The organism is Sulfitobacter sp. 1A13368, assembly GCF_043557275.1.
In the GTDB taxonomy this organism is placed as follows: domain Bacteria; phylum Pseudomonadota; class Alphaproteobacteria; order Rhodobacterales; family Rhodobacteraceae; genus Sulfitobacter; species Sulfitobacter faviae.
In genome coordinates, this window is the sequence record NZ_JBIFFR010000009.1 from 60,031 (window position 1) to 73,301 (window position 13,271).

The 13,271-nt window shown below is 52.6% G+C and carries 10 protein-coding genes; 3 read left to right on the top strand and 7 right to left on the bottom strand.

The window, feature by feature from the left end:
• Positions 1-90: 90 nt before the first annotated feature.
• The 7 genes from ACGYK4_RS16405 to ACGYK4_RS16435 all read right to left on the bottom strand — a co-directional run bounded on the left by ACGYK4_RS16405 (position 91) and on the right by ACGYK4_RS16435 (position 8,845).
• On the bottom strand, positions 91-531 hold the full coding sequence (locus tag ACGYK4_RS16405) for a glycosyltransferase (RefSeq protein ID WP_394457457.1): 441 nt from the start codon (positions 529-531) through the stop codon (positions 91-93).
• 1,700 nt (positions 532-2,231) lie between these two features.
• Entirely contained in the window at positions 2,232-3,374 is a 1,143-nt protein-coding gene (locus tag ACGYK4_RS16410; protein ID WP_394457458.1) for a hypothetical protein, read from the bottom strand.
• Between the two features lie 542 nt (positions 3,375-3,916).
• Positions 3,917-4,549, bottom strand: a complete 633-nt coding sequence (locus ACGYK4_RS16415) for a sulfotransferase domain-containing protein (protein WP_394457459.1) — start codon at positions 4,547-4,549, stop codon at positions 3,917-3,919.
• A complete protein-coding gene (locus tag ACGYK4_RS16420) occupies positions 4,540-5,439 on the bottom strand; it encodes a glycosyltransferase family 4 protein (RefSeq protein ID WP_394457460.1) in 900 nt (299 codons plus the stop codon). The genes ACGYK4_RS16415 and ACGYK4_RS16420 overlap by 10 nt, the downstream gene beginning before the upstream one ends.
• A gap of 259 nt (positions 5,440-5,698) precedes the next feature.
• Complete coding sequence (locus ACGYK4_RS16425; RefSeq protein ID WP_394457461.1) at positions 5,699-7,435, bottom strand: bifunctional sulfate adenylyltransferase/adenylylsulfate kinase; 1,737 nt, start codon at positions 7,433-7,435, stop codon at positions 5,699-5,701.
• 115 nt (positions 7,436-7,550) lie between these two features.
• Positions 7,551-7,916: a MarR family EPS-associated transcriptional regulator gene (locus ACGYK4_RS16430; RefSeq protein ID WP_394457462.1), complete on the bottom strand. Its 366-nt coding sequence runs from the start codon at positions 7,914-7,916 to the stop codon at positions 7,551-7,553.
• 149 nt (positions 7,917-8,065) lie between these two features.
• Positions 8,066-8,845 carry a metallophosphoesterase family protein gene (locus ACGYK4_RS16435; RefSeq protein ID WP_394457463.1) on the bottom strand — a complete coding sequence of 260 codons (780 nt, stop codon included), beginning with the start codon at positions 8,843-8,845 and terminating at the stop codon, positions 8,066-8,068.
• A 173-nt stretch (positions 8,846-9,018) separates the two neighbouring features.
• Here ACGYK4_RS16435 and ACGYK4_RS16440 point away from each other — a divergent pair, with 173 nt between their 5' ends.
• The 3 genes from ACGYK4_RS16440 (at position 9,019) to ACGYK4_RS16450 (ending at position 13,221) form a co-directional block, all read left to right on the top strand.
• Complete coding sequence (locus ACGYK4_RS16440) at positions 9,019-11,157, top strand: YjbH domain-containing protein (protein WP_394457464.1); 2,139 nt, start codon at positions 9,019-9,021, stop codon at positions 11,155-11,157.
• 137 nt (positions 11,158-11,294) lie between these two features.
• Positions 11,295-11,774 carry a YjbF family lipoprotein gene (locus ACGYK4_RS16445; RefSeq protein WP_394457465.1) on the top strand — a complete coding sequence of 160 codons (480 nt, stop codon included), beginning with the start codon at positions 11,295-11,297 and terminating at the stop codon, positions 11,772-11,774.
• A gap of 97 nt (positions 11,775-11,871) precedes the next feature.
• Positions 11,872-13,221 (top strand): polysaccharide biosynthesis/export family protein, encoded by a 1,350-nt coding sequence (locus ACGYK4_RS16450; protein ID WP_394457466.1) that lies wholly within the window; start codon positions 11,872-11,874, stop codon positions 13,219-13,221.
• Positions 13,222-13,271: the final 50 nt, after the last annotated feature.

Sequence of the window (13,271 nt, forward strand, 5' to 3'; positions counted from 1 at the left end):
CCGTAGTCCGAAGCCGTAAGTCCATTTGCTACCTCTTCCGCAATTCTATATACTAGGAGTATATAGATTGAGCGCTCAGAACCAAATCCGTCAATTTTCTGGGCAGATAAGGTTTACAAACCCACTTACATCAAATCCTTCGTTAAAGTACGAAATCTTTCTTGACAAGAAATCATTACAGTAGAAGTCCAGCGGCCTCGTAAGAGAGGATAATTCTTGAAGAGTAAAGCATAATGCAAAACTGTTGGCGCGCAAGTAACGAAAGATCTCAAGTTGATGGAGATCAATTCTATCAACGTTCGGAACAACGATAAGGTTTCGGCCTGCGGCAAGGAGCTTGTAAACAGTTCCTGCACCGGCATGGGTAATGATGAAGTCAAAATTACCGCAATAATCTTCAAAGTCTTCTGTAAAGGCGAATGCTTTCTTACGGGTTGGTGCGGAACCGCGCCCAAACTGAATGGTGCAGTCAATATCTGAGTTATCCGCCCACTGGGTCAAGCCCTCGAATGAGCCTGTGCCTACCGTCACCAAATACCGCACTAGCCGAGCCGCCCAAAATAAAAGTTACCCCTGTCTCCTAGATCAGCATTCTGCACTATAAGCGCAAATCCGAGAAGTTTTGCAACCTTGTATGTCAGAGAGTGAGTTTGGAAGCGTGACCAACTTTCGCAGAAGAATGCAGGCGACCGATAGATATAGGCACAAAACATCAGTGGGAAACAGGATGCGGGCCCGAAGAAGACGAAAGTTCGGCCCCAAAAGAAGATTGGGAATAAAGCTAGAAGAGGAATAGTGAAAAAGAACAGAAGTATAAACGCGAGAGCCCTCTGTGCTCCGCCTCGCTTGGATATAGCGGAAACTGACGGAACAAAAAATTGGTTCTCAGTAAGGAGCTCTACAGCACAGAAATCGGAAAGCATGTCCGCAAGGATTTTGGCCTGAGCAGTGTGCCCACCAGATCCCGCGCACACCACAACCTTTGGGGTATTGGCATTCATATTATCTCTATATCCAAGAGAGTTTAAACTTACTAGTGGTGAAGAAGTATCGTCGCAGCACAGCCCAAACGCCGACAACTGCCAGCGCCATAATTGTAATGATTAGATTCTCAACAAGCACATAGGGAATCTTCGCCGCGATTGTCCTTCCAAATGTCAAGAAGTCGAAGCAGAATAAAGCTGAGAAAACCTTGACAGTGAGTCGCTTAGCACGCCAAAATTTCTCGAAAAAAAAGAGAAACGCGAACCCTGCGAGGATCGGAAATACCAGACTACCAAGATAGTCAAAATTCGCGAAACCTTCGACGACTAAACCAGGTGTGCGGGTTTGCTCGTTCAGAATTACTTCACGTCCAAACCCTATTACCTCCGGCTTTTCAGGCCAGATAGACCTAGGAACTAGACGAGAAAAATACGAGATAATATACTCTCCGTGTAGATGTGCGGAATTCTGGAACTGAGAAAAGTACCTATGAGACGCAATGGGATCAGAAACCGCGTGAAAGAAACTTGCCGTGAACGAACTCCCTAAAGCGCGAGCTGCAGCTATATAGGTGAACACCCCAAATAGCCCTGTACCTGCGCCTACGACGACAGCCTTAGGAATAAGATAAGGGTAGTTGAAAAACGTGAAAAAGACTAAGGGTATCATGGCGGACGAACGGCTAAGGGAAAACGCTACGAAAAGAAGGCACGCCAATATCAGACTAAGTAGCTTTCGCCGGAACACTAAATGGTATGAAGAAATGATACAAAGAGCCCCTACTGCTTGCGAAAGAAGATTCAACGCGCCATTTCCAGACTGGTAAGAAATACGACTCGTATCAGTTTGCAAGAACGGAAAATACAGCAATACCAAAATTCCGGCCACAGAGACTACGAAACCATTCAAGCCCGACATGTAGGAAGGTTGAACGATATTAATCGGCTTGCCCAACCTTATGTAGAACAAAAAGAATGCGCTCATTATAAGAATGGATATGCAATTAAGGTACAAAAGCTCAGTTGAATACTGATAACCCATACGTTCAAACAGATAATAACCAATCGCGAAAAAGGAAACGTGAGACGCCACTACCAACCTAACAAAAGAGTACCGCAAATCTCTCCCGACAATTAATACCGTTGAAAAAAGACTAAGTAAAAAAGCGACGTGAAGAGTTGTAATTAGCAAACTGATAAGGAGAACAATTTGCGACCCGAGGATCAACTGACTAAGTCGATGCCAAGTCATCCTTTCGCAGCCGCGAACTTAACAACTTTATCAAGCGCATACATAGTAGATATCTCAATCACCAAAAAAGTAGATGCTAGAATATACTTATATTCAGGATGCAGTGCTACTAAAGCAAAGAGAAGGCCAATCTTTGCCCCCTGGGAGAATAACATATACCAAAACCGCACATGGGCAAGGTTATGATAATTCATCACCATTCCGATTGGACCAAATATGGTAAGTCCAAGAAATTCGGCCGAGAGCAATGGAATATACCAAGAAAGGTGCGCGCTTCCAACCCACGATAAGTAGAGAAATACAAGTGCTGATGAAATAAGGCAGCTTAACCCTACACCATAACGAAAATTCAACAGTGATCTCCTTCTCTGACGATGATCGAAACTCATAAACGCCTTTGCAGCGATAGTACGCTCAGCTAAAAGCCGAAAGTAGTCGGCTATAATGTCGCACACGCCGAATATCCGCTTAGACAGGAGGTACGGAATGGAAATCTCATTAGGAAGCAGAGAAAATAATAATACGTCCGCCCTTTTCCCGGACTGATGGAGCAGAACAGAAAGACGCACGGAGACATTCCCGTATATAGTTTCCGAGCTCGCTCTCCATATTGGGCGAATAATTACTGTGAACATCACTAAGGTTGCCAAACATATTACCCCCAGTATGTATACAAAGGAAGCCTGAGCAGCTTCTTCTGGAGAAATAATTATGAAGTAGGCGAAGAAAACGATCTGAAACAATAGTATCGGGGAGTATTGAAATAAAGCCGCAGTAAACAAGTACCCTTTCTGAATGAAAAAAGCCGCAAGAAATACGAACTGAATTCTCCATATGAATGCCATAATCAGAGTCATTAAGAATGGAATGGAAACGACTTCAATTGCTGCGAGGAAAGCGGAAACTAATGCCGCCACAATAAGGATTAATACATCTGAGGCAGTTAGGTGAAAGCTCTGGAACTTGATAATGCGCTGACGTATGCTCGACGAATAAAAGGTAGAGAGGACAAGGGTCGCATAGATAATCTGTTCCGCAAAGATATAATGTACTGGCGCGACGCTCGACATAATAAAGGAAAATGCTACCCCGATAAGCGGCGGAACAATCCTAACCATTGCTGTAGCAACCTTACTCACTAAGGTAAGCCTGCAAATCGTAGTCTTCTTCGTACAGCTCTGCTACGATTTTCAATTTGTTATCGGATATATATGTCTTGCATACAGACTTGTTAGCCTGCTTGGCGCCCAAGATAGTTTGGGCGTAGTTCGATCCCAATGAAACATACGTTGTCGCCGCAAATCTACCGTTGATCATCAAGAACCGCGATTGCCTCCAGAACATTCGATTCGAATCTATGAGATGCGTGAGCAAATTTCGGAAGCTCTTATCATCAAGAGTGACAAGACGTTTTACGAACTCTAACATCATTTGATCAGGAAAGAGTCCGGAGGTCCGCTTATTTCCACCTGATATGTAGTAGTTTGTCAAGGACTGGAATCTTTCCACTGGATCTCTATAAATTGCAACAACTTCGCAACAAGCCAAAACGTTCGGTGAGATACGGGCGACTTCCTCGAGGGTTAGGTGGGTTCTTCTATTTTCTCTCAGATTTGAACCACCGGTCTTCGGAACATGAACGAAAACCGTCCGCCTATCGACAAACACCCCACCATTGAGCTTAAGTAGCCCAATATGTCCAAGACTGCGGAGCGCATTTCTTCCATAGCTCGAAATCTGCCGCATAATGTTCCTCTAGTTTCCGCAAAGATGTTCTTGTTATTTTAATTTTGTCAATTTTACGCTGTGTGGCTCTGGGCCTTATGTGTGGGACCTTCGCGTTCAATGTCCGCCCTAATACTGATGATAGGTGTCTTTCGGGATCAAGAAAGAAATCCTCGAACCTCATTAGCAACACTTGGCTCCTGTCTTGGATATAATTCACCTGCGGGATAACGTGGCGCAGATAATCCTCTCCGGCAACGTAGTCATCCTCCAGCAGATTGAAGATTATCTTATTTAGATAAACTTCAGCTTCCGACGTGGAAAGTCCACGGAATTTCACCTCCGAAACGAAGCGATCGGCCGGGTTGCGAATGAGTGAGAACCATTTTCTCGGCCTGTAGTCATAGTACTTCGCATACTCGCTCTGCGTTAGGTGCGCCAACCGCGGCGGTCCCATGCTAGGGTCATTGTTAGGTCGTAGAAGAGCTTGCTCTCGTGTGCCTGCAACCTCAAACAATAGGCATTTTTCTATTGACTGCCCGCCGGTCTTGGGGATGTGGATGAACCCGATGTCTGCGTTTATTCGCATACGAATCTCACAATTTCTTCAACTCTTTCGCGCGCGTTCAGCTCCACCTGCAGGCGCGTCGCAACCTTTTCAGCCTTCTTTGACAATAGTTGCTGATTGGCAAGAGCGTCACAAAGTTTCCGCTCAATACATCCTACAGATCCGCTCGTCAGGAAGGACTTTTCGGTAATCAGCTCTGCCAAGCCACAAATCTCACCTATGATCGGTATAGCACCCTCCGCAATCGCTTCAACCGGCGCGAGACCAAATCCTTCAAAATCAGTTCCCAGTCTAATTTGTGGATGTAAGAATATGCTGGCCCTTTTCAGTAGTTCTTGTTTATCTTTCTCCGAGGTGCGCCCCCAAAATTCTACTTCTGGAAACTCTTTCTCCAGAGACTCACGGAGCGGGCCGTCTCCAATGTATACGTACTTCCACCCTTTCTCACCAAGTTTTAAATTTCGGAAAGCTGTAAATGCGTTCTTAAGATTCTTCCTTGGAACCGCGCGGCAAACTGTTAACACCAGCTTGTCCTTCACTGCGTGCTGATGACCATCAAAGTATGTCTCCGGTATAGGATTATGAATGATCCGTGAGTTTATATTCCTTAACGGATTATACCGCTCTTCAACCAGGTTCTTAGTTAGCTGGCTTACATATATAATCTTACTGGGCGGCGCTAAAGCAATTAATGCCCGAAGGCATGCCTTCTGCAAAGGTTTGTTCGGAAATAATTCGAGCCCGTGTATATAGAGCGTATAATTTTTCCGGGGCGCTCGGTAGAAATATTTCCAGTTCATTAGCAGGGTATTAGCGCAGGACTCCGCAGGCTCATTATCGCGTATAGTTTTGCTAAGTGCTTGAATTCCGCCGTCCAATGGATCAAAACTAGGAGTTACAATATCTATCATAGTGATTGGTCCATTTCATTTTATTGGTTAGTTCAATTAAGTCGAGACGATCGATTTTGTTGAGCTTTACCACACCTGAGCGACTGCTATGCTTTCCACATCAACAACCTATCGCAATTGATTTAGCTCAGCTTCACTAGACTCGCGGCTTTCAGTTCTTCTCGCTTGCATATCATTGTCTTTAGATTCAATTAAAGTGCCGATAACGCAACCTGGGGGTGAGTGCTTACTACAGATATATTGTAGATGTCGGTTTGATCTAACCGGCGATCAGCCCCATGTTTTCAAGCTTTAGCAGCACCTGATGCGCGCAGTTGTCGACATCGACATTCTCAGTCTCAAGCACCAGTTCGGCGTTCTGCGGCACATCGTAGGGGTCGGAGATGCCGGTGAACTCTTTGATCTTGCCTTCGCGCGCCAGCTTATAAAGGCCTTTGCGGTCACGGCGTTCGCATTCCTCGATAGAGGTCGCAACATGCACTTCGACAAACGCGCCAAAGCCTTCCACATCCTCACGCACGGCGCGACGGGTGGTGGCATAGGGCGCGATTGGGGCGCAGATGGCGATGCCGCCGTTCTTGGTGATCTCAGACGCGACATAGCCGATGCGGCGGATGTTCAGGTCGCGGTGCTCTTTCGAGAAGCCCAGCTCGGAGCTGAGGTTTTTCCGCACGATGTCACCGTCCAGCAGCGTCACCGGGCGGCCGCCCATCTCCATCAGCTTGACCATCAAGGCGTTCGCGATGGTGGATTTACCGGAGCCGGAGAAGCCAGTGAAGAAGACGGTAAAACCTTGCTTGGAACGCGGTGGCGAGGTGCGACGCAGCTCTTTGACCACCTCCGGGAAGGAGAACCACTCAGGGATCTCAAGACCTTCACGCAGGCGACGACGCAGCTCGGTGCCGGATATATTGAGAATGGTAACGTTGTCGCGGTCTTCGATCTCGTCATTGGGTTCGTACTGGGCGCGCTCCTGCACATAGACCATGTGTTTGAAGTCGACCATTTCGATGCCCATCTCCTCCTGATGCGCTCGGAAGAGTTCCTGCGCGTCATAGGGGCCATAGAAGTCTTCCCCGGCGGAATTCTTGCCGGGACCAGCGTGGTCGCGGCCAACGATGAAATGGGTACAGCCGTGGTTCTTGCGGATCAGGCCGTGCCAAACAGCCTCACGCGGGCCAGCCATGCGCATGGCGAGGTTCAGCAAGCTCATGGAGGTGGTGGCCGCCGGGTATTTGTCGAGCACAGCCTCATAGCAGCGCACGCGGGTGAAGTGATCAACATCGCCCGGTTTGGTCAGGCCCACGACCGGATGGATCAGCAGGTTGGCCTGCGCCTCACGCGCGGCGCGGAAGGTGAGTTCCTGATGCGCGCGGTGCAGCGGGTTCCGGGTTTGAAAGGCCACGACGCGGCGCCAGCCCAGCTTGCGGAAATAGGCGCGCAACTCGTTCGGCGTATCGCGGCGGCCTCGGAAATCATAGTGCACGGGCTGCTGGATGCCGGTCACGGGGCCGCCGAGATACACATTGCCCGCCTGATTGTGCAGGTAGTTCACCGCCGGGTGCGCGTCATCGTCGGCGCCAAAGACCTTCTCAGCCTCACGCGCTTTGTTCGGCGTCCAGCGGTCGGTGACGGTCATGGTCGCAAGGATCACGCCTTCTTGATCGCGCAGGGCGATGTCCTGACCTAGTTTCAGCTTTTCGGCAAAGGCTTCGCTGACGTCGAGGTTAATCGGCATGGGCCAGAGTGAACCATCTGCCAGACGCATGTTTTCAACAACGCCGTCATAGTCCTCTTCGATCAAGAACCCTTTGAGCGGGTTGAAGCCGCCATTCATCAGAAGTTCCAGATCGCAAATCTGACGCGGTGTCAGATCGAGACTGACCAGATTGCCGGCCTCCACCTTCAACTTTTGCGCGGACTCGTAGGAGACGTAGAGTTCCGAGATGGGAGCGAGGTTCCCTTGAGTGCTAGCTGATGAATTTCGCTCGTTCATGTGGTGTTCTTTCTTGTCCACTAAAATGTTGCCTGTTGGGGCTTATGGAGAAACCGAGGAATCTACTCCGGTCCTATTCAGGGTAGTCGTTTTCGCAAACCGCCAATAACGTAAACTATCGGATGCTCTTCGAAGCGCCCTGCCCAACCACTTCAGGATCAATCTCACGCTGCAGCGCCTCGATCTCAGCAATCAAGGCCTCGTGCTCAGCCATACGACGCTTCAAAAAGGCCGTCGTCAGCCTCGCCTTCGCTAACACACCGCGCGGCGTCAGGACATATGTATAGCGCAGCTTATTCCCAGACGACCGGAAGTTTCCAACTTTAACTTGGCCCTTTTCGATCAGACCCTTCAGGCAATAATTCACGACACCAAGGCTAATCCCCAAAGATTTGGCTAGATCTCGCTGAGACAGCTTCGGATCAGCCTCAAGCGCCCGCATTACTCGGAATCGGATATCTTCATTGACTGGCTTTGCCATAAGCTTTCAGGACATAGCTACCGCACCAGAGGTCGCTAAGACAGCCTCCGAAACGAACGGCACTCCGTTCATAGATGAACGCATACCTTCAATTGATCCTTGAGGAAAGGTGAATTCAATTTAGATGGCAAAATTATTGCAAGTCAGAACTAAGCTTGGAAGAAATCGCAGGTGCTTTCCGAGACACGAGCCGCTGTCAACCGGCCCGTTTTATAGGCCCCTGTATCTAAAGACACCCGGCTCGCCGATATGCTCGCGATCTCGACAATCGTGTGCCCGTGAACGACAAACACCCCGTCCTCACGGGGCTCGCTAAAGAACTTCGGGTGCCCCCACAAAAGCGCCTCCTCGCGCTGCGCCTTGGGGTGACGCTTCGGGGACATCGCCGCATGGACGCAGTGCATATTACCGCTCGACCATTGGAGCGGCAGACCCCGCAGCCATTCCTGCATGCCGGCCGGCAGCGCGGCCTCTAGAGCGTTGGCGAGGTCGATTGATGCGGCACTGTCTAGTGTCTTCTTTTCAGCCGGAATCCCAAAACTACGAAGGGTTTCCACGCCCCCGAACCTCAGCCATTCCGCACCCGTGCCTGCCGGGTCATCAATAAAGTCGAGCATCATGCGCTCGTGATTGCCCATCAAGCAGACCACTTTATCTGGATGCCCTTGTGAGAGGCCCCATAACCGCATGAGAACATCCCGAGAGTCCGGCCCCCGATCAATGTAGTCCCCGAGGAATACGCGCGTTTCTTCGCCGGATGCCGCAGCCCCTAACTGTAGCAACATGGCATCCAGAAGCCCCGCGCAACCATGGATGTCACCAACGGCGAAAAACGGTATCTCAGGCGCGAAATCGTCAGGAACGCCTTCCACCTCCACGCGGCCGTGCTTCTTCCAGCTTTTCAACCACGATGTGATCCCCCTGCGCATACCGCCCCCCGAGTCCTACTTTGTTATGGTCCTGCGAACCCTTCGGTTAACGCGACTGCGACCGATAGGCCACATCAAACTTCTCAAGGCTCTCGAAAGCCGGAGAGACTCGCACAGCGATTGCCCTGCCGCGGCTGAACAAGTATCCCTTCCTTCAAGGAACGGAGAGACATATGACCCACAAGCCTCGCGCAAAGCCTGCATCACGCCGCCGGACGCCACGCGCGATGGTGGGGGTCGGTCTGCTCTTGTTGCCCGCCGCGGCGCAGACGGAAGGCTATTCTTATACGACCTATGGCACCGTTGGGCTAGTCGACATGCCCACGGCGCAGAGCGCGGAAGATGCTGAGTTGACGGCGACATATAGCCAGTTCGCCAATACCGCCCGTACCACGCTGAGCTTTCAGATCACCCCGCGACTTTCCGGCAGCTTCCGCTACAGCAAGATCGACGATTTCTCGGCTGGGGGCGGCGTTCTTTTCGACCGCTCCTTCGACCTGCGGTATCGCTTTGTGGATGAAACCAGCAGCCGGCCGGCGATCGCAGTTGGTTTGCAGGACTTTATCGGCACGGGCGTTTACACGGCGGAATATATTGTCGCCACGAAAAGCGTCACCCCCCGCCTGACCTTCACGGGGGGCATCGGGTGGGGGCGGCTTGGCAGCTACAACGGCTTCTCCAACCCGCTTGGCGTCATCAACGACCGCTTCGACACCAGACCGGACCGAGACTTTGGCCGCGGCGGGGAGATCGAAGCGGCAGGCTGGTTCCGGGGGGATGCCGCGTTCTTTGGCGGGGTGGCTTGGCAGGCGACGGACAAGCTCACGTTGAAGGCTGAGTATTCCTCGGACGACTATGCAATTGAAACCCGATACGGCTCGTTCGAGCATAAGTCGCCGTTCAACTTTGGCCTCGACTACGAGATCCGCGACAACATCCACCTGCAGGCGCATTACCTTTACGGCTCAACATTCGGCTTCTCGCTGAACCTCCGGAACAACCCTAGGCACCCCCTCGTAAACGGTGGTAAGGGTCCGGCACCCTTGCCAGTAAAGCGGCGCGCGCCGGGGGCGGCGTCCGATCTTGGTTGGACACAGGCCGTTGGCATCGACTCCAGCCTGCGCGAGCAAACTGGCACGCTGCTTGCCAGCGACGGTATGGCGCTGGAGGCAATGAAAATCAGCCCGAATGCCGTGACGGTCCACATTCGTAACGAGCGTTATCTTGCCCGCCCCGAAGCCATCGGGCGCACGGCGCGCATCCTGACGCAGGTCATGCCAGCATCGGTGGAAAGCTTTACCGTGGTCCCGCTTGAGAACGGCATTCCGCTCTCCGCCACCACATTGCACCGGTCGGACATCGAGGATTTGGAGCATGAGGCAGACGGATCATGGCAGACCTACGCCCGCGCGGATATTGAGGATGCCGCAGGTAGCTTGGATGGTGCAACCTATCATGGCGACCACTACCCTAAACTGACTTGGTCCGTCGGCCCCTACCTAAACGCGAGCTACTTCGATCCGGACGAGCCGGTACGCCTTGACACCGGCCTGCGGCTGCAAGGGCGTTACGACATTGCGCCGGGCTGGTTCCTTTCAGGCAGCATTGAACAGCGGCTGGCGGGAAATATCGGTGACGCGGCCCGCGGGTCTAATTCCGTGCTGCCGCGGGTTCGGTCCGAATCCGCGATCTACGCGCGCGAGGGGGAAACCGCTTTAGAGCATCTGACACTCGCGCATTACTTCCGACCCGGCAAAGATCTCTACGCCCGGGTCACCGCAGGCTACCTCGAATCGCAATTCGGGGGCGTTTCAAGTGAATTGCTTTGGAAACCCGTCGCCAGCCGTTTGGCTTTGGGTGCAGAGGTGAATTACGCAGTGCAGCGCGATTTCGACCAAAGGTTCGGCTTCCGGGACTACGAAATCGCGACAGGTCACCTCTCTGCCTATTACGACTTTGGAAACGGCTACCTTGGCCAAGTGGACGCGGGCCGCTATCTGGCGGGCGACTACGGCGCGACCTTTACCCTCGACCGCGTCTTCGCAAATGGCTGGAGCATCGGCGCCTACGCCACCTTCACCGATGTCTCATTTGACGATTTCGGCGAAGGGTCTTTTGACAAAGGTCTGCGCTTTACCGTGCCGCTGTCGCATGTATTGGGCGAACCTTCGGACAAAACCTATAAGGCTGTGATCCAACCGCTGACACGCGACGGGGGTGCAAGGCTGAAGGTCAGAAACCGTCTCTACGAAAGCGTGCGAGGCTATCATACACCCGAATTGAAAGACAGCTGGGGCAGGTTCTGGAAATGAAATTTAAATCTATCGCCGTCTTGTCCCTTCTGGGGCTATTGACCGCCTGCGGGTCGGGCCAAACGCAGCAGAGCATCCTCGGCCCCATCGGTCAGGCCCTTCTCGGCTTTACGCAACCCGCCTCGAAACCCTCCAGCATGGCAGACATTCGGCGGCAGGTGACCCCTGAGGTGCGTCAACGGTTTCAGCACACGTCTTTGATGATCGCTCAGCTCGAGCAAAATGAACGGGCCTCAATCCTCGTGCGTAAGGGAGTGAATCGCAATGTCGAAACCTATTTCACCCCCGACAATATCTCACTGAGCCTCAAAGAAGGGGTGCTTGTCGGCACCCGCGGCCTTGGCTTTGACTTGATGAGCGGCGATGTCGCCGAAGTGCTCGAGGGCTTGCGCCATGGCGGCCAAGCCGTCCGCGTTCATCGCTATCTCGATGGCGAAGATCAGATTGTGATCAAGAGCTACATCTGCAACTATAGCGGAAATGCGCAGATCACAGAAACCTGCTATGGCAAAGATCACAGCTTTAAGAACAGCTATCAAATGTCTGGGGGCAAAGTCGTCGCGTCCCGGCAATGGATTGGCCCGGATCTTGGCTACATCCGGTTGGAGGATGTTTAATGCCGTGCAAACAGGTCCATGCCGATTTGCGAGTTTTAGTTCCTAGGCCCTTCTTGCGTTCACACGCTGCCGTTCGTTTTTATTCCGAGGTTCCTTAATGTTTAAACGTCTTATCGCTGCTTCAACTCTGATACTCCTCAGCGGTTGCGGGGTGGCCTATGTCTCTCCGAAAGTCACCGATGCTGGCAGCAAGGTCCGTATCGTACCTTTGACCTCGGAAACCGTTCTGGCTGCGAATAGATCAACCTATGAACCCAAACAGCTCCCGGCTGTGTTCTTCCAGACCGCCGGCGGCGCAGGCGGCTTGCGCGGCGCGGGGCCGACGCCTTCGCCTGTTTCCCAAATTCAGACGAAGCCCGGCAACCTCGCGCTTCGCGTCCCCAACACCCCGCCTAACACGACCTATCATATCGGCGTCGGGGATGTGCTTTTGCTGGCGACGCGCAGTGGCAGCAGCACGGTCGAAGAGCTCAGCGGCCTGCTCGCCGCGCAAAACCGGCGGCAAGGCTACACCGTTCAGGATGACGGGGCGATCGCCATTCCCGATGTCGGCCGCGTCAAAGTCTCAGATCTGACATTGGAAGAAGCCGAAGCGGCACTCTTCCAACGCTTGCTTGAAGCGCAGATCGACCCCTCCTTCAGCCTTGAGATTGCTGAGTTCAATTCCAAACGGGTTTCTGTCGGCGGTGCTGTCGGCAACCCCACCGTGATCCCGATTACTTTGACACAGCTTACGTTGGACCAAGCCGTCGCGGGCGCAGGCGGTATCCAAACCCCTGATCTCGAATACGCTTCGATCCGCCTGTACCGGGACGGTGACCTCTATCAAATCCCGCTTGAACAGTACCTACGTCGGCCCGACCTTCAGAAAACCCGCCTCATCGCAGGGGACAGCGTGTTTGTCGACACCGAGTACCAGCTCGATCGGGCGCAGGCATATTTCGCGGAGCAGATCACCCTCCAGCAATTTCGCCAACAAGCGCGCTCCCAGGCGCTAGCCGAGCTCACATCCGTCGTGAACCTTCGCCGTGCCTCACTGCAAGAAGGCCGGGCAAACTTCGAAGCACAGCTCGCCAATGACGCGGTAGATCGGGACTACGCCTATCTCGCCGGCGAAGTGACCAAGTCCGGTCGCTTCACCCTGCCTTTCGGCCGAAAATCCACCCTCGCGGATGCGCTTTACTCCGAAGGCGGAATCGACACGATGACCGGGAACCCCTCGCAAATCTACGTTTTGCGCGGCTCGAATGACCCACGTGAATTCGGCGCAGTGACCGCATGGAACCTCGACGCCCGCAATGCGACCAACCTAATTCTGGCCACGAGGATGGAGCTGCGTCCGAACGATATCATTTTCGTCGCCGAGCAGCCAGTCACACGTTGGAACCGGGTCATCACGCAGATCACCCCCTCTATTATTTCCAGTGTGGCCAGCTCAGTTAACTAAGCTGGTGGTGGGCTAGCCCTGCCGACCTCTGAGCCTCCTTCCAACAGTTT